Raw genomic sequence first — 16,402 nt, forward strand, 5'->3', positions numbered from 1 at the left:
CGCCGGGGATCGGCGCTCCGGCGCGGTGCCGGTGTCACGGCACTCCGGTGTCACGGTCACTCCGGTGTCACGGTCACTCGGGGGGACGAGTCAGTCGGTCTCGATGATCGGGTTGAGGAAGACGTCCTTGGCCTCCTTGGGGGTGAGGTCGGTGCGGCCGGTGAGGTCGTTGCGCGCGTCGGTGAAGCGGAACCGGTAGCCGCCGGGCGGCAGGTGGCCGATCTCCCACCAGTTGCCGTCGAGGTCCTTGAGGTAGAAGGAGTAGACGCCGTGCTGGCGGACGGGCCTGTTGAGCTCCTTCACCCCGTACTCCTCGCCGACCTCCGCTATCTCGCGGTACGCCTCGTCCACCTCCCCGTCGCTGCCCACGTCGATTCCGTTGTGGTAGAGCAGCGGCATGTCGGGGCGGTCGGGCCTGGACTCCACGCACACGTACGTGTGGTCGCCGCCGAGCCGGGCGTAGAGGACCGCCGTCATCGGCTGGACGACCTCCAGGCCGAGCACCTCCTCGTAGAAGCGCCGGGTGGCCGCCACATCAGTGATCTTGAGTGTGCCGTGCGAAAGGAAACGCGACCTGACCGCGGCCTCCTTGGTCGAGCGATGCGTGATCCCCGGCATTGCCCCTCCGATCCGCCGCTTTCCGAGCGGCGAGCGAGAACTGTTTCGCATCCATTTCACGGCAGATATGCGCTTCAGGGAAGACCTGCGTTCGATGGTGGAGATGAGGCGAGAGCAACTAGTCTGTCGGAATGATTCCCGCTTTGGGTGTTTCCCCCGCATCGTCCAGACTTGGGTGGCTCGATGCGCTGCGGGGGGCCGCGGCCCTGGCGGTGGCGCTGCACCACGCGAGCTACGTGTACCTGCCCGACCTCCGGGTGCGGCTCGCCGACCGGTTCGACCCCGGCCTGTTCGGCGTGCTGGTGTTCTTCCTGGTCAGCGGATACATCGTGCCCGCCTCCCTGGAACGGCGCGGCAGCGTGCGCGAGTTCTGGTTCGGCCGGTTCTTCCGCATCTACCCGCTGCTGGCGGTGACCTGCCTCCTCGCCGTCCTGCCTTTCCTGCTGGGCGTGCTCGGACTCCGGGCGGGGCTGGAGCGGTACTCCCCCGCGACCGCCGTCCTGGCGCACATGACGATGCTGCAGGACGTCCTGAACGTCCCGAACGCGATGAACGTGCTGTGGACGCTCTCCTACGAGATGGCCTTCTATCTGCTGGTCGTCGCGCTGTTCGTCGTCGGCGGGCACCGCCGCTCGGCACCGGCCGCCGTCGTCCTCACGGTGGTCGCGCTGGTGGCGGTCGCGCTGACGGCGTGCGGGCTGCTGACGGGCGCGTACGCCCCCGCCGCCCTGCTGTCGCGCACCGCGGGGACGGGTCCGGTGGTCGCGGTGACGGTGGCCGCCCTGGCGGTGGCGATCCCGGCGGCGTCGTCCCGGCGTTCCGCGCCGCGCGTCGCGGGCGGGCTGCTCGGCGGGCTGCTCGCCCTCGCGCTGGTCGCGGTCAACGGCCGCGTCGGCGCGTGGGAGGGCCTGCTCATGCTGGCGGCCATGTTCACGGGCACCGCCGTGCACCGCGCCGAGCACGGCCAGATCTCGCGGCGCGCGGCCGGGGCGACGGGGGCGGCGGTCCTGACCGGCGCGCTCGCCGCCGGGACGTGGAACGCGGCCCCCTACGGTCGCAACGCCCAGCTCGTGTGGTGCGGCGCGGTCCTGGCGGCGGCCGCGACCTTCGCGGCCGGGTGGCGGCTGCGGCACCGGCGCTTTCCCGCCTGGACGACCGGTCTCGGCACCATCAGTTTCTCGGTGTACCTGCTGCATCCGCTGCTGCTGATGGCGGCCGCGCAATTCCTCGGCGTTTCCGGACGCGAGGACGCGGTCGGCCTCGCTTTCTTCCTTCTCGTTCTGATCGCGGCGAGCTGGGCCTCGCAGCGCTGGATCGAGGCGCCCGCGCAACGGCTGGGCAGGCGCCTGACCCGCCCCTCCCCGCCGGACAGGCGGCTGGAACAGCACGCCCTCGCCTCCTGAAAAGCACGGGCCGGCCAATCGGAAGCGCTTAATCGAGTGCAGTGATTTATGGTGCTCTGTCACCATGGCGCGGTGAACATCTGGCTTGAGGCACTGGTCGTCCGGCACACGCATCGCATTCCCGCGCCGTCCGGTCCGTCCGGAGAGGGGGCGGCGGTGGCGCGGCAGTTCGACGCCGCGCTGATGTCGGCCGGCTTCAAGCTGTCCGGGGACGTCCTGCGCGCGCTGTCGCAGCTGTCGGCGCAGACCGTCCGGAGCGTCGCGGTGCGCACGCTCGCGACCGTCCGCGAGATCGCGGGCGACCACGTCCGGCACAACACCTACTTCCGCGACTTCCCCGACAACGTGCCCGCCACCCTGGACTTCTGGCTCGGGCTCCTCCACGAGACGCTGCAGGACGCCGAGCTCGCGCCGGCGGCCCGCGAGGCGCGGCGAAGCGGCGTCCTCGACCTGCTCGCACTCAAGGGCTACGGCCGCTACCAGCACACCTACGAGGAGATGCTGGCGGCGCAGGACGAGCTGGTCGCCGCCGCGGACGACCGGGTGACCGTCCTGCACCTCGGGCGCGCCCTCACCGAGGAGGCCGCGGAGCTCTACCTGCGGCTCGCGGAGAGCACCACGCCGCTCGGCGAGGAGGACCTGGAGACGCTCGGGAAGCTGGCCGCGCACCACGCCTCCGGACCGCACCCGGCGCGGATCCCCGTCCGGGAGAACCGCGCCGTCGTCAACCGGGTCCGCCTGGCGCTGGGCGCCGACCTGCTCGTCGACACGGTCACCGACGTGCTGCGCCTGGCGTGCGCGCTGTCGGACGGCGACGTGACCCTCCAGGAGCCCACGCGGTTCGTGTCGATGCCGCGTCCCACGCGCCGGGCGCTGCTCGCCGCGCTCGACGGCGTGGTCCGCGACCACCCCGGCAAGCTCGGCGACGTCGCCGCCTGGCGCGAGCCGTGGAAGCGACTCGGCGAGCGGCTCCACCCGCACGAGTACCCGAAGTGGGCCGGGGCGGCGGAGGTGTTCGCGGTCGCGCGCGGCGAGAGGAAGGCGCCGTCGGTCGCGGCGCGCTTCGAGGCGCGGCTGGCGTCCGGGGACGTCGCGGGCGCCGCGCGCGTGGCGGCGGGCGCGCCCGGGATGCTGTTCCGATCCCTGGACCGGCTGCTGCGCCTCGCGCCGGACTCGCAGGACGCGGTGCTGGACACGGCCGAGTCCGTGGTCGACCGCGTCTCGGGCCGGGTGCTGCTGTCGGTGCGGGAGCACCTGCTCAACCGGGCCGCCGAGGCCGGGCGGACGCGGCTGTTCGCCAACCGGCTCGGCCGCGGCGTCACCGTCCCCGACACCCGCCCGCCCCTGGACCCGGACGCGGCGGAGCGGCTCTCGGCGCTGCTGGACGAGGAGATCCGGGGCCGCCTCCCGTCCGTCGGCCGGCTGGTCGTCGACCCCGACGTGCTCGACGTCGCGCTGCCGCTCAGCGGGAAGGCCGCCGGGAAGGGGCTCGGCGTCCTTCCGCGGGGCTCGGTGACGCCCGTCGACGGCGGGCTGCTGCGGTTCTTCGTCTACTGGCGGCAGCACGAGCGCAGGACGGACTTCGACCTCTCCGTGCTCATGCTCGGCGAGGACTATGGCGACCCCGAATGGATTTCCTACACCAACCTCGAGTCCGTGGCGGGAGAGCATTCCGGCGACATCACCAACGCCCCCGAAGGCGCCTCGGAGTTCATCAACCTGACTTTGGCCAAGGTCGGGGCCCGGTTCATCGTCCCGCAGGTGGACATCTACTCCGGGGAAGGGTTCGACCAGGTCGACGAGTCGTTCTTCGGTTTCATGCTGCGCGACGGGGAGCAGAAGGGGCGCCCGTTCGAGGCGCGGACCGTCCGGGCGAAGTCGGAGCTGCGCGGGCCGGGCCGGGTCGCGCTGCCGATGGTGTTCCTGCGCGGCGACGACGGCCGGTGGCGCGCCAAGTGGCTGCACCTGCACCTGCAGGGCGCGCCGGAGTTCAACCGGGTGGAGGACAACCGCGTGACGACGGCGGAGCTGCTGCGCGGCATCGTGGAGCGCCGCTACCTGACCGTCCGCCATCTGGTGGACCTGCTCGACGCCGGGAAGACCGTCCGTTGGGACGGCACGGCGCCTGCCGAACCGGTCACGTTCATCGGCCTGGAACGCCCGGACGGCCTGCACGAGGGCTCCACCGTGTACACGCCGGAAAATCTGGGCGACCTGATCCCGGCCTGACTGATAAAGTCGGCGTGCGAGGCCATGAAAAGGCTTCCTTCTCACACTTTGGATGCACCAGCCTTTTCGCTTTCCTCGCTTCCGGCAGAAACGGGCGCGCCTTTCCGGCGCGCCCGTTCTGCTTTCGTCCGCGGCCGGGGCCGCGCGTCACGCGACAGCCTCCTCCCCCTCGGACGGGGACGCCCGGTGGGGCCGCGGCAGGAACGGGACGATGGCCGTGCCCGCGAGGGTGATGACGGCCGCGACGAGGAAGGCCGCCGAGTAGCCGTCCACCAGGTCCGGTCCGGTGTGCGCCGCGGCGGTGCCGAGGACGGTGAGGCCGATCGCGCCGCCGATCGTGCGGGAGGTGTTGACGACGCCCGCGACCGCGCCCGCCTCCGAGGAGTCCGCGCCGCTGGTCGACGCCTCCACCAGCGGGGTCATCAGGAGGCCGAAGCCGAGGGCCATGGCCGCGCCCGGACCGAGGATCGCGGTGAGGAACGTTCCGTCGGCGTCCAGCACGAGGCCCTGCCAGCCGAAGCCGGCCGCCGCCAGCAGCCCGCCGATGCCGGCGAGGCGCCGGGCGCCCATCCGGGCCATCAGGGGCGGCGCGAGCCGCGAGCCGAGGATGATCCCCGCCGTGTGCGGCAGGAACGACAGGCCGGTCCGGACCGCGCTGTAGTGCAGGACGTTCTGCATGTAGAGCGACAGGAAGTACCAGAGCGCGAAGCCCGCCATCGTCCCGACGAGGGTCGCCAGATTGCCGACCGCGACGCTGCGCAGCCGGAACAGCCCCAGCTTCACGAGCGGCTCGGAGGTGCGCGCCTCGACGGCGACGAACGCGGCGAGCAGGACGATGCCGGCGGCGAGCGGGATCACGCCCCTCCAGCCGTGGTCCCCCGTCTCGCCGATGCCGAACGCGAGCAGGCCCACGCCCACGGTGACGAGGACGGCGCCGGGCAGGTCGAGGCGCCGGCGCCCGGCCGCGTCGCCCTCGCCGCGCAGCCAGCGGGCGGCGACGACGGCGACCACCGCGCCGACCGGGACGTTGATCAGCAGCACCCAGCGCCAGCTCAGGTAGTCGGTCAGCAGCCCGCCGACGAGGCCGCCGGTCGCGCCGCCCGCGGTGCCGACGGCCGTCCACATGGCGATCGCCTTCGTCCGCGCCGGGCCCTCGGGGAACGTCCCGGTGATGAGCGACAGCGTGACGGGCGCGAGGATCGCCGCGCCGAGGCCCTGGAACGCGCGGGCGCCGATCAGCATGGCGCCGTCCTGCGCGAACCCGCCGGCGAGGCTGGCGACGGTGAACAGGCCGAGGCCGGTGATGAAGACGCGCTTGCGGCCGAACAGGTCGGCGGCGCGCCCGCCGAGCAGGAGGAACCCGGCCAAGGCCAGCGAGTAGGCGTTGACGACCCACTGCAGGCCGGTCGCGCCGAGGCCGAGCCCTTCGCGGATGTGCGGCAGGGCGACGTTGACGACGGAGATGTCGAGGACGACCAGGAACTGGCCGATCGACGCGGCGAGCAGCGCTGCCCAGCCCGGGGTCTGCGCCCTGGCCGGCCGCGCCGTCGCCGCGGCGGTGAGGTCTGCGGTCATGCGTCCATGCTGGTCGCCGGGGCGGCCCGGCCGCGTCGGTCTGCGGTCCCGACCGGCGAGGTCCGATCGGCCTAGGACCAGGTGAGGCGCTCCGGCGGTGCCGCGGCGCGTCCGGGCGCACGCCGGGCCTGGCGCGGGACGCCCCGGGTATGAGATGAATCTCCTCGACGCAAGCGGGTACCGGATGCTTGCGCAACGAGTGCGTCACAAGGTGTTAACCCGGATGAGTCGGAAACAAAGGGACGCACGGAGGTGACCATCCGGAGGGTTGATGCAGGAATCCGCACGCGACGAGAACATGGACAGGCTCACCGGCGACGCCCGGACCGTCCGGCAGGTGTTCGAGGCGATCCCGGCCGCGGTCGCCGGGGTCGAGACCCCCGGCGAGTACCGTCTGGTCGCGGTGAACGCCGCCTACCGCGCGCTGGTGGAGCGGGACGAGGTGCTCGGCCGCTCCGCCTCCGAGCTGTTCCCCGAGCTCGTCGCCCAGCAGTTGTTCGACCTGCTCGACCGCCCGTTCCGCACCGGTGAGACGGTGACGGCGCGCGAGTGGCGGATCCAGCTCCCCCGCGAGGGCGGTCCCGACGAGGACGTCTACATCGACTGCACGGTCGTCCCGCAGAAGTCCGCGAGCGGCGAGGTGGTCCGGCTCGTGGCGTTCGCCCAGGACGTCACCGAGCGGGTGCGGGAGCGGCAGGCGGCGCGCCGGGCCGCCGAGGAGGGCCGCGACGGGCCCCCGGACGTCGTCGGGGTGCTGCAGCGGCAGCTGCTGCCCGCGGGCCTGCCGATCCTGCCGGGCCTGCAGATCGGCGGCAGCTACCTGCCGGCCGGCGGTGGTTCCGCCGCGGGCGGCGACTGGTTCGACGCCGTCCCCCTCCCGGACGGCCGGACGGCCCTCGTGGTGGGGGACGTGGCCGGGCACGGCGTCGAGGCGGCGGCGGCGATGGGACGGCTCCGCGCCGTCCTGGAGGACCGGCTCGACCACACCGGCGACATCGCCGAGGCGCTCGCCGCCGCCGACCGGCTGGCGGAACGGCTCCCCGCCGCCCGGTCGGCGACCCTGTGCGTGGCCGCCGTGGACCCGGCGGACGGGCGGCTCACGTACTGCACGGCCGGGCATCCGCCGCCGCTGCTGATCCCGTCCGGGGGCCCCGCCCGCTACCTGCGCTCGTCCGGCGGCGGGCCGCTCGGCACCGGCACCGGCTTCCCGCTCGCCGAGGACCGCCTCGACGTCGGCGACCAGCTCCTGCTGTACAGCGACGGCCTCCTGCGGCGGCCCGGCCAGGACGTCGCGGCCGGAACCGTCGAGCTGGCGGAGGTCGCCGCGGACGTCGCCGCCGGGCGGGCGCTGCGCGAGGACTGGCTCGCCGCCGTCGACCGCCTCACCACGCAGACGCTGGAGCTGCTGGTCAGGACGTCCGGGCACGACGACGACATCGCGCTGCTGGCCGCGCAGCGGACCGCGGCGCACGCCCCGCTGCTGCTGGACCTGCCGGCCGAGTCGGAGGCGATCCCCGCCGCCCGCAAGGCCCTCGACGAGTGGCTGTACGACCTCGGGGCCCGCGCCGAGGACGTGATCCTCCTGCGGCACGCGATCGGGGAGCTCGTCACCAACGGAGTCGAGCACGCCTACGACGGCACGCCCGGCGCCGTCCGGATCCGGGCCGAGTGCACCGGGCGCGGCGTCGTCGAGATCGAGGTCGCCGACGACGGCAACTGGCGCGAGCCCTGGCAGCCCACCGAGGACCGCGGCCGCGGCCTGGCGATGGCGAGCGACTTCGCCGACGAACTGCACGTGGAGACGGGCCCGCGCGGGACGACGGCGACCGTCCGGCACCGGCTGACCCGTCCCGCGCGGCTGCTCGCGCCCGGCGAGGTCACGCCGTCACCGGTCCCGTCGGACCTGCCGAACCTGCTGCTGATCCTGGACCAGCCCTCGGAGGGGCACCCGCGGATCCGGCTGGACGGCCCGGTCGACGCCGCCACCGCCGAGCAGCTGCGCGAGGAGCTCGTGGTCCGCACCCGCGGCGGCACCACGCCCCTCACCGTCGACCTGACCGGCGTCACCCACCTGTCCAGCGCCGGCGTCGCCGTCCTCTACGAGGCCGAGACCCGCACCGACCCCCCGGGCCGCCCGTTCCTCCTCTACGCCCCGCCGGGCAGCCCCGCGCAGCACGTCATGGCCATGGTCGCCCTCCCCCACACGACGGCCGAGCCCGGTTAGTCGACCACGTTCACCGTCAGCGGCCCGACCCGGTACGTCCCGGGCCGCGGCCGGACGGCGTCCGCGACGGCGCGGCACACCCCGTCCGGCAGCGTGATCTCCAGGGTCTCGCCGTTGCGGGTGTGGCGGAAATCCCGTCCCGGGGCCAGCACGACGGGCTCCCCGGGACCGCGCAGGATCAGCGGGTTCCCGTGCGGCACCCGGGCCGGCAGCACCTTGGTGAACTGCGGGACGTGCTGGACGCCGATCTCCAGCGTGACCCCGTCCGAGGTGTCGGCGGCCAGCCGCTCGAAGAACAGGAACCCGGTCCCGGACCCCTCCCGCGCCGAGCCCTCGCGGACCGTCGACGCGACATCGGGCAGGTCCGCCAGCGACATCCGGTCGAGATCGGTGACCAGCAGCGGCAGGTGCGGGGCCATCGCCTCGACGAGCCCGGCCACATGCCACGCCTGCGCCGCGTGCAGCTCGTCGGTGGTGAGGCCGACGAACTGCAGGAACGCGATCTCCCCCAGTTCCGTCCGCGCCCGCCCGAGCTCCGGATCCAGCACCAGCCCCCCGGCCCGGACGCCTGAGTCCGGACGCTCGGGATCGAGCGGGTCGGGGAACTCGATGTAGTGCCCCACCTGGAAGTCGTTGCCGCTCTTCACCACGTACAGAGCCAGGTGCTCCAGGTGCGCCAGGGCCCAGTTCGGCGCCTCCGTCTCCTCCGGCCGCCGCGGCACCCGCAGCGTGAACTCGTACCCGCGCTCCTCGTACGGCGCCGTCAGCGCGTACCCGATGAGATGCCAGTGCGGCACGGGCTCGTCCCGCGGATAGATCGCGATCGTGTTGGTGACGAACTGCCCCATCGGCATCGGCCCCACCGGCCGGTACGGCACGGGCGCGCCCCACTCCAACCGCTCCGCGTCCCCGTACCGCTCCTTGAGCACCCCGTCGATCGCGTTCCACCCGTGCAGATTGAGCATCCCGCTCCTCTCGTCGACCCACCGTCCCCCGTACCGACGCACCCGACACGATCAAGGTTCACCCCCGATCGCCCGGACTCACGGCCGTAGAGCTGAGGCGAAATCGCCGGTGGCCCCGGGCGTTCGAGCACGTGCTGTTCAGCGGGGGCGTAGACCGTCCAGGATGAGTCGGGCGATGTGGGTCGAGCGTTCGCGGCTGGTCTCCGCAGCGGCGTGGCGGATGGCGGCGAAGGCGCCGGCGACCAGGGCCATCACCTCGTCGGCGGTGACGTCGGCGCGCGCGACGCCCGCCGCCTGTGCGCGGCCGAGCAGGTCCGCGACGTGGCGGGTGAGGTCTGCCGCGACGTCCGGGGCGGTGGTGCGCAGGTCGAACTCGGCGGCCGCGAGCGCGCTCTTCACGGCCACGTTCGCGGCGCCCGTGGCCATCATCCGGCCCAGCAGGGTGAAGACGGCGTCGGGATCACCGGTGGCGGCGAGTGCCTCCGCCTCCGCCACCAGCCCTTCCAGCATGTCGATCGCGACGGCGTGGTACAGCTCCTCCTTGGCCGGGAAGTGCCGGTGGACGGTGCCGGGGCCGACGCCGGCCCGGCGGGCGATCTCGTCGAGCGGGACGCCCAGCCCCTCCGTCGCGAACAGCTGCCGAGCGGTCCGCAGGACCCGCTCGCGGTTGCGGCGCGCGTCGGCCCGCAACCCCCGGTCGCGCCGGGGGGCCGCCGGCGGCTTCGCCGGTTCGGGTTCGGGTGGCTGGCTGGACATGTCGATCACAGCATAACCGGGGCGGCGCACCGGATACTCTGGAACCAACCGGGGCGCCGCACCGCTTGACGCCGCGTCGCCCGTCACGCACCCGCCATGAGGAGATCGCGCCGATGACCGCACGCGAGGACGCAAGCACCCTGGTGCGACGGCTGCAGGAGTGCTTCAACAGCCGGCGGTTCGACGAGGCCGCCGCTCTGCACACGCCCGACTTCTTCAGCCACCCGCTCGGCGCCGGGTTCGAGGCCGGCCAGGCGGCCTGGCGCGCGCTCGTCGCACGGTTCCCCGGCATGCGGGTCGTCGCCCGGGACATCCTGGTCGACGGCGACAGGGCCGCCGTCCGCTCGGCCGTCGAGGGGCTCGCTCTTCCGGACGGGGACGCGCAGCCCGAACTGTTCGAGATCTTCCGCTTCGAGGACGGCCGGTTCGCGGAGATGTGGGGCGCCGGAACGGGCTTCCCGCCCTCCGCCGGTCCCGAGGACCTGCTCGCCTAGGAGTGTTCGGCGAGGTTTCCTCGGAGGGCCTGTTCACCGCAGCCCGAACGAGTTTCGTCAGTGACGGCGGTCAGGATGGTGGGGCTACCCGGCGCTCCACAGGACCAGCGAGAGGGATCTGTTGACCATGGCCGACCACACCGACGTGTTCGACTACGACGCTGAACTGCGCCTGCACAACGAGATCTTCCGCGCCGCCGCCCGCGTCGGGTCCCGCGACCGTGTGCTCGACATCGGCTGCGGCACCGGGCAGTCCACGCGCGAGGCCGCCCGCGCCGCCGTCGAAGGAAGCGCGGTAGGCGTCGACCGATCCGCGCAGATGCTCGAACGGGCCCGCCGGCTGAGCGACGACGAGGGACTGTCCAACGTGACCTACGAGCAGGGGGACGCCCAGGTCCACCGCTTCGCTCCGGCGCACTTCGACCTCTGCGTCAGCAGGTTCGGAACGATGTTCTTCGCCCACCCGGTCGCCGCGTTCACCAATATCGGGCTCGCTCTGCGGCCCGGGGGGCGCCTGGTGCTGCTGGTCTGGCAAGGCCGCGACCGCAATGAATGGGCCGCCGCGATCCGCCGGCCCCGCGATCCCGGATCCGCCTCGCCGACCGGCGGTCCAGACCCGTTCTCACTCGCCGACCCGGCCGCCGCCGAAGCGATCCTGGCGGCGGCGGGCTTCACGGACGTCAGCTTCACCGACGTCCGTGAGCCCGTCTACTACGGCCCGGACAGCGCCGCAGCCTTCGACAATGTGCTCCGCCTCTGGGACGAGGATCTGCTCGCCGGCCTCGACGCGGCGACGGTCGAGCAGGCGCGCACGCGGCTACGAGCCGCTCTCGCCGCCCACGACACCGGCGGCGGCGTGTACTTCGACTCGCGTGCCTGGATCATCGAAGCACGCCGGCACTGACCGTTCGCCCGCACGGGGGCCAGGTCAGGTCCGGGCGGCCAGCTCGACGAAGTACGGCTTCATGGCGGGATAGTAGGCGTTGAAGTCCGGCTGGGGTGAGCCGTCGCGCGCGGCCACGAGCATGTCCAGGTAGTACTCCCAGCCCGGACCGTTCTCGCCGATCTGCTCCTCGCTGTCGAGATGCTCCACGAACCGCAGCTCGGTCGTGCCGTCGGCCTCGGACAGCAGCAGCTCGATGTGCCAGCTGCCGAACTCGTCCGTCGCCGAGAGGGCCAGCCGCCGCGGGGGCTCGCATGCTTCGATGCGCATGTCGTTCCATGGCGCCTGGTCTTCGAACGTCATCTGCACCTGGATCGTCCGGCCCGGCGCGGCCTCGCCCTTCCACGGGCCGAACCAGCGGGCCGTGCGCTCGGGCTCGGTGACGCTGGCCCAGACGTCCTCGACGGATGCCCGGAACGAGCGGGTCAGGACGAGATCACTTCCGGTGCCGGTACGGACCAGCCTGCCGGTGGGTCGAGGGTTCATCCGGTGTTCTCCTTCGTCTCGTCGGAGGTGCTGGAGACACGGCGGTCGCGGCGGGTCCGACGAACCTCCGTCTCCAGCGCGTCGAAGCGGTGCTCCCAGCCGTGCGGCTGGAGGAATTGCGCGAGCCACGCGGAGAGGTGGGTCAGCTGCGCCGGGTCGATCTCATAGAGCCGTTCCCTGCCGACGAGTTCGTCGCGTACCAGGCCGCTTTCCCGGAGCACGCGCAGGTGGCGGCTCACGGCCGGCCTGCTGATCTCGAAGTGTCCGGCGATCTGCCCCGCCGTGAGCCGACCGCCGCGCAGCAAGACCAGAACCTCCCGGCGCACCGGGTCCGCGATCGCCCTCACCACGTCGTCCACACCGAAAGCGTAACCTATAGGTTACGCTTCTGTCGACGGCGGGCCGCCTTGCACCCACGGGGAAACCGGGGAGGCGAAAAGCGCCGCGAGAAGGGCGGGCCGGTGCTCACCTGGTCGAAGAGCCCGCTGGGGGTGTCGTCAAGGTGGGCGATCACGCCTGCGCGCGGCGGGGCGCGTCAGGTCCAGGTCGCTGAGTCCGGGTCGATGCCTTTGCCGCGGGCGTTGGCGTCGATGATGTCGCGGAGCCAGCTGGTCAGACCTGGTTCGATCGCGTCGTAGTAGGCCGCGAAGCCGGGGTCCGCGGCATACCTTCTGCCCAGGCAGACCTGCATCGAATGAGTGCAGTCGAAGTACTCGCCGATGGAGGCCCTGTGCCGTTCGGCCAGCACATCGGCTTCCGCGCTGCCTGGCCTGACGCCGGCGCGCTTGGCCGTTGCCAGGTCGTTTTCGAGCGTTGCGATGTCGTCGGCGATCTGCTGCCAGTCCTCGGGGGCCCTGCCCGCGGCACGCTCGGCGGACTGCGCCCATTGAGCCGTCTCGCCCCACCGCTCGCGTGCGTCCGCGAGCCATGACGGCTTCCAGCGCTGCCCGAAGATCGCGGCTTGTTCCTCCGCGGAGAGCAGGATGCCGGCGCTCGCGGCTTCGATCATGCGGTCGACCGCATCGACCATCGCCTGCAGGCGGGAGATCCGGTCGAGGAGTTGGGCGCGCTGCTGCCTCAGCGGCACGGTCATGTCGACGGCCGGAGCATCGAGGAGTTCACCGATGTCGTCGAGGGACAGACCCAGTTCGCGGTAGATGAGAACGCGGTTGATGCGCGCGACGTCGGCCGCCGAGTAGAGCCGGTAACCGCCGGCAGTCCGTTCCGACGGGCGGACGAGCCCGATCGCGTCCCAGTGGTGGAGGGTGCGCACGGTGACTCCCGCGTGCGATGCCGCGGCCCCGATGGTCAGCCCGCCGGGGCCCGCGGCATCGTCCATCGCAGTGCCGGTCATGCCGTCGAGTCTGACATTCGCGATTTCACCCCTTGGGGAAGGGGATGCCGGCCGCTTTGAGGTTGCGCGCCTCGGGACTGTCAGGGTCGATGGTCCGCGCCGCGGTGAGGATCACGCGAGCGTTCTCCGGTGTGATGACCTCCAGATCCACCGTGTTCCACGGGGTCTTCCGCGGTCCGGCCGTGCAGTCGGGCACCAGCGCGGTGCACGCTTGCGCGATCTCGTCGATCTGGCTCAGCACGCAGGAGAAGCTGATGCTCACCGTTGGCGGGGCCGGCGGGGCGCCGGTCGGGACGAGCAGCACGTCCTGGAACGCCCACCGTCGAAGGTGCGTGACCTGGTCGGGAATCGTGAACAGGTCGATGAAACCGAACCCGCGAACCCAGAAGTCCACGGACGCGGCCAGGTCCGATGTCGGCACGGTGACGAACATCGGCATGCCGTAGATGCCCCGGTAGATCTCAGGTGGCGTCGCGTCGGGCCCAGGCGGGGGGACCGGGCTGACCTCGAACGCGTCGTAGTAGTCGCTCATGCGTTCATCGTGGAGGCTGACGCGACGTCAGGGTCAAATCCGGATGGTGGCAGGGATCGTCCCCCGTCCTCTCGACGATCACGTGCCCTCCCCTCGTCGCCAACGCGGCCGGTGCCGAGCGGCGGGTGTCGAGGTTCCTCAAGGGAACGTTGTCGGCCTCCTCCACCACCGCTACGGGATCGACCCCTTCGAGTTCGGTGACCTCGGCTACCTCACCACCAAGGCCGCTTTCGGCGCCGCCATCGGCGCCATCGGCGCCATCAGCGGTGCCTTCTGCACCGCCTACGACGGCCCCGACAGCCCCGGCGCGCGGAAGATCGTCATCCGCGTCGCCGGTGGCGTCGCCATCGCGGCGGTCGCGGCCTGCGTCGCATGCGTCGCCCTGGCCGCCTTCGGCGTCGCCGTCATCACCATCACCGGGCCCCTTGGTGCAGGTCACTTCGGGGGCCTCCTCATCGTCGCCTGCGGCTTCGCCGTGGGTGCCGTCGTCGGTGCCGTCCGCACCGACAACTGATCCACTCGCGGGGCCTGGCACACCCGGTCCCACCTACGGGGGGCCTGGCACTGCCAGGCCCCCCGTTCCGTCCGTTCCCCTCGTACCGGTGCGCCGCGCTGGATCGCCGAGGCGGCGCGGGCGGTGCCGGGCGGCGGTCTCGGGGTCCCTGAGAGGACGTTGCCGGCCAACCGTGCAGCGCTCCTGCCTGGAGATCGCACCCGATCGATTGCCGCACGGGCCGTGCTCGGTACGGTAGATCCCAAGGACCGTGGTGAAACCACGAGCGTCCAACAAACAACCGGTTGCCCGTGCAAGGCACGCGCACCCCGACCCAAAAAGGGGAACCATCATGAACAAGCTTCGGCTGAACGCGTCGAGGAAGCTCCGGCCGATCTCGGCGAAGACGCGTCGGCTGTTCTCGGCCCACAAGCGTCGGCTGGTCTCGGTCGCCGTGGGCGCCGCCTTCGGCGCGGTCATCGGAGGCATCATCGAGGGACTGGACTACGCCGCCTTCCTCGCTGACCTCCACCACCGCTACGGGATCAACCCCTTCGAGTTCGGTGACCTCGGCTACCTCGCCGCCCTGACCACCTTCGGTGCCGTCCTCGGCGCCGTCAGCGGCATCATCGGCTCCTCGCTCAGCGCCTTCGTGGGCTTCAGCAGCGCCGCCGCGCGGGAGATCGCCATCCGCGCCGCCGGTGGCGTCGTCATCATCGGGGTCGTCGCCTGCGTCGCAAGCGTCGCCATGGCCAACTACGGCATCACCGTCGTCGGCCTCCCCGATCCCCTCGGTGCCATCGCCGTCGGCAACCTGTTCATCGGCAGCAGCACCTACGCTGCGGGCGTCGTCGGTGCCGTCCGCACCGACAACTGATCCACTCGCGGGGCCCGGCTCACACCGGACCTCGCCCACGGGGGGCCTGGCACGCCAGGCCCCCCGTTCCCTTTCCTTGGACAAAATTCGCTGGAATTCGCGGCCCGGCACGAGCAGGCGCTACGCGAGGATTCCGGCACCACCCCGCAGACATCCTCCTTCGCGGTGCCACCTATGTCGTCCGCGGCGCCGTCCTCTGGGCCGTCCTGCTCTTTCCCGCCATCGGGAGGGGGCGGGGCCGGGACGACGGCACGCCGCGACTGCGTATGGCAAGGTTCCCTACCTGAAGACCGCATCCGATCGTTTGCCGGGAGGGCCCTGCTCGGCACGGTAGGACCCAAGACCGTGGTGAAACCACGAGCGCTCAACAAACAATCCGGTTGCCCGTGCAAGGCACGCGCACCCCGACCCAAAAAGGGGACTCAACATGAACGAGCTTCGGCTGATCGCGACGAACAAGCGTCGGCTGGTCACGATCGCTGTGGGCGCCATCATTGGCGCGGTCGTCGGAGGCGTCATCGGGGGTCTGGACTACGCCGCCCTCATCGCTGATCTCCACCACCGCCACGAGATCGACGCCTTCGCGTTCAACTACCTCGACTATCTGTTCGCCGACGTCATCGCCGGAGCGGTCATCGGGGCCGTCTGCGGTCTCATCGGCGTCTTCCTCGGCGCCTTCAAGAGCTCTGACGCGCGGAAGATCGTCATCGGCATCGCCGGTGGCACCGTCATCGTCGGGGTCGCCGCCTGCGTCGCGTTCGTCGTCCTGGCCGCCTTCGGCATTGCCGTCCGCGGCCCGATCGGCCCTCAGGGCGCCATCACGCCCGGCGACTTTCTCATCGCCCTTTGCAGCTACGCTGCGGGGCTCATCGTCGGTGCCGGCCGCACCGGCGACTGACTCAATCGCGGGACCTGGCAGCCACCAGGCCCTGCTTCCCGGGGGGCCTGGCACCGCCAGGCCCCCCGTGCCGTGTGCGAGGCCCTTGCTCATGACTCCGAGGGGCGTTGACCAGGTCGACGAGGGATTGCGCGTCCTGGAGGCGGTCCCCCGTCCTCTCGACGAGAGGCTCTCCGAGGTCGTCGTCGCCCGATCAAAGGCGATCGTCACGACGGCGACCGACAACGCCGGTCCGAATCCGCGTCGCCAGACGACCGGCGACCGAAATCGTTGGAGCGCGGCGATTTCTTGCGGCCTCTCCCAGATGTCGGAGACGAGGCCCTGGATATGCCGCTCGCAGCCACGGTCCGGGGCCTGCGACACGGGCCCGTGACCCGGACGCCGGGTGGCACCACCGCGTTCGGTCGGGCAGATCCTTGATCAGGCTCCTCACGGACCGTCCGGGCCGGTGCCGCAGCCGTAGCCGCCGACTGCGGGGCAGTGGTCAAGCGGTCTTGCGGACGCCTCGGCGCGGGTTGTGACCGGCGGTCAGGGGCGCGGGGAGGGCGATCGCCG

16 protein-coding genes are annotated in these 16,402 nt (G+C 72.1%); 8 read left to right on the forward strand and 8 right to left on the reverse strand.

Features of this window, described 5'->3' with window-relative positions; genetic code table 11:
* Positions 1-90 precede the first annotated feature (90 nt).
* On the reverse strand, positions 91-780 hold the full coding sequence (locus CHC11_RS41005; RefSeq protein WP_089309765.1) for a VOC family protein: 690 nt from the start codon (positions 778-780) through the stop codon (positions 91-93).
* Between CHC11_RS41005 and CHC11_RS01725 the strand changes: the two genes are divergently transcribed.
* Positions 750-2,021, forward strand: coding sequence for an acyltransferase family protein (locus CHC11_RS01725; RefSeq protein WP_089309766.1), 1,272 nt, complete (start codon positions 750-752; stop codon positions 2,019-2,021). The two genes, CHC11_RS41005 and CHC11_RS01725, sit on opposite strands and share 31 nt — an antisense overlap.
* Positions 2,022-2,093: 72 nt before the next feature.
* Complete coding sequence (locus tag CHC11_RS01730) at positions 2,094-4,250, forward strand: TerD family protein (protein ID WP_089310265.1); 2,157 nt, start codon at positions 2,094-2,096, stop codon at positions 4,248-4,250.
* A 147-nt stretch (positions 4,251-4,397) separates the two neighbouring features.
* Here the strand turns inward: CHC11_RS01730 and CHC11_RS01735 are convergent, their stop codons facing one another.
* Positions 4,398-5,825, reverse strand: a complete 1,428-nt coding sequence (locus tag CHC11_RS01735; protein WP_089309767.1) for a DHA2 family efflux MFS transporter permease subunit — start codon at positions 5,823-5,825, stop codon at positions 4,398-4,400.
* Between the two features lie 271 nt (positions 5,826-6,096).
* Between CHC11_RS01735 and CHC11_RS01740 the strand changes: the two genes are divergently transcribed.
* On the forward strand, positions 6,097-8,049 hold the full coding sequence (locus tag CHC11_RS01740; RefSeq protein ID WP_089309768.1) for a SpoIIE family protein phosphatase: 1,953 nt from the start codon (positions 6,097-6,099) through the stop codon (positions 8,047-8,049).
* On the opposite strand, the gene CHC11_RS01745 is transcribed toward CHC11_RS01740, so the two are convergent.
* Complete coding sequence (locus tag CHC11_RS01745) at positions 8,046-9,014, reverse strand: suppressor of fused domain protein (protein ID WP_089309769.1); 969 nt, start codon at positions 9,012-9,014, stop codon at positions 8,046-8,048. The genes CHC11_RS01740 and CHC11_RS01745 overlap by 4 nt on opposite strands.
* Before the next feature lie 138 nt (positions 9,015-9,152).
* Positions 9,153-9,770, reverse strand: a complete 618-nt coding sequence (locus CHC11_RS01750; protein WP_089310266.1) for a TetR/AcrR family transcriptional regulator — start codon at positions 9,768-9,770, stop codon at positions 9,153-9,155.
* A gap of 113 nt (positions 9,771-9,883) precedes the next feature.
* Here CHC11_RS01750 and CHC11_RS01755 point away from each other — a divergent pair, with 113 nt between their 5' ends.
* Both CHC11_RS01755 and CHC11_RS01760 read left to right on the forward strand, forming a co-directional pair.
* A complete protein-coding gene (locus tag CHC11_RS01755) occupies positions 9,884-10,264 on the forward strand; it encodes a nuclear transport factor 2 family protein (RefSeq protein ID WP_089309770.1) in 381 nt (126 codons plus the stop codon).
* Positions 10,265-10,391: 127 nt separating this feature from the next.
* Positions 10,392-11,168, forward strand: a complete 777-nt coding sequence (locus tag CHC11_RS01760; RefSeq protein ID WP_089309771.1) for a class I SAM-dependent methyltransferase — start codon at positions 10,392-10,394, stop codon at positions 11,166-11,168.
* 24 nt (positions 11,169-11,192) lie between these two features.
* Here CHC11_RS01760 and CHC11_RS01765 read toward each other — a convergent pair whose 3' ends face one another.
* The 4 genes from CHC11_RS01765 to CHC11_RS01780 all read right to left on the reverse strand — a co-directional run bounded on the left by CHC11_RS01765 (position 11,193) and on the right by CHC11_RS01780 (position 13,579).
* Entirely contained in the window at positions 11,193-11,693 is a 501-nt protein-coding gene (locus tag CHC11_RS01765; protein ID WP_089309772.1) for an SRPBCC family protein, read from the reverse strand.
* Positions 11,690-12,052 carry a metalloregulator ArsR/SmtB family transcription factor gene (locus CHC11_RS01770; protein WP_089309773.1) on the reverse strand — a complete coding sequence of 121 codons (363 nt, stop codon included), beginning with the start codon at positions 12,050-12,052 and terminating at the stop codon, positions 11,690-11,692. Before CHC11_RS01770 ends, CHC11_RS01765 begins: the two co-directional genes overlap by 4 nt.
* A gap of 176 nt (positions 12,053-12,228) precedes the next feature.
* Positions 12,229-13,047, reverse strand: a complete 819-nt coding sequence (locus CHC11_RS01775; protein WP_089309774.1) for a MerR family transcriptional regulator — start codon at positions 13,045-13,047, stop codon at positions 12,229-12,231.
* A 25-nt stretch (positions 13,048-13,072) separates the two neighbouring features.
* Positions 13,073-13,579: a VOC family protein gene (locus CHC11_RS01780; RefSeq protein ID WP_089309775.1), complete on the reverse strand. Its 507-nt coding sequence runs from the start codon at positions 13,577-13,579 to the stop codon at positions 13,073-13,075.
* A gap of 82 nt (positions 13,580-13,661) precedes the next feature.
* Between CHC11_RS01780 and CHC11_RS01785 the strand changes: the two genes are divergently transcribed.
* The 3 genes from CHC11_RS01785 to CHC11_RS01795 all read left to right on the forward strand — a co-directional run bounded on the left by CHC11_RS01785 (position 13,662) and on the right by CHC11_RS01795 (position 15,847).
* Positions 13,662-14,093, forward strand: coding sequence for a hypothetical protein (locus tag CHC11_RS01785; RefSeq protein ID WP_143226882.1), 432 nt, complete (start codon positions 13,662-13,664; stop codon positions 14,091-14,093).
* A 331-nt stretch (positions 14,094-14,424) separates the two neighbouring features.
* The gene (locus CHC11_RS01790) at positions 14,425-14,949 is read left to right on the forward strand and encodes a hypothetical protein (RefSeq protein ID WP_089309777.1); all 525 of its coding nucleotides are present in this window, start codon (positions 14,425-14,427) and stop codon (positions 14,947-14,949) included.
* A 427-nt stretch (positions 14,950-15,376) separates the two neighbouring features.
* A complete protein-coding gene (locus tag CHC11_RS01795) occupies positions 15,377-15,847 on the forward strand; it encodes a hypothetical protein (RefSeq protein ID WP_089309778.1) in 471 nt (156 codons plus the stop codon).
* The last annotated feature ends 555 nt before the right edge of the window (positions 15,848-16,402 follow it).

This window comes from Actinomadura mexicana (genome assembly GCF_900188105.1).
GTDB lineage: Bacteria > Actinomycetota > Actinomycetes > Streptosporangiales > Streptosporangiaceae > Spirillospora > Spirillospora mexicana.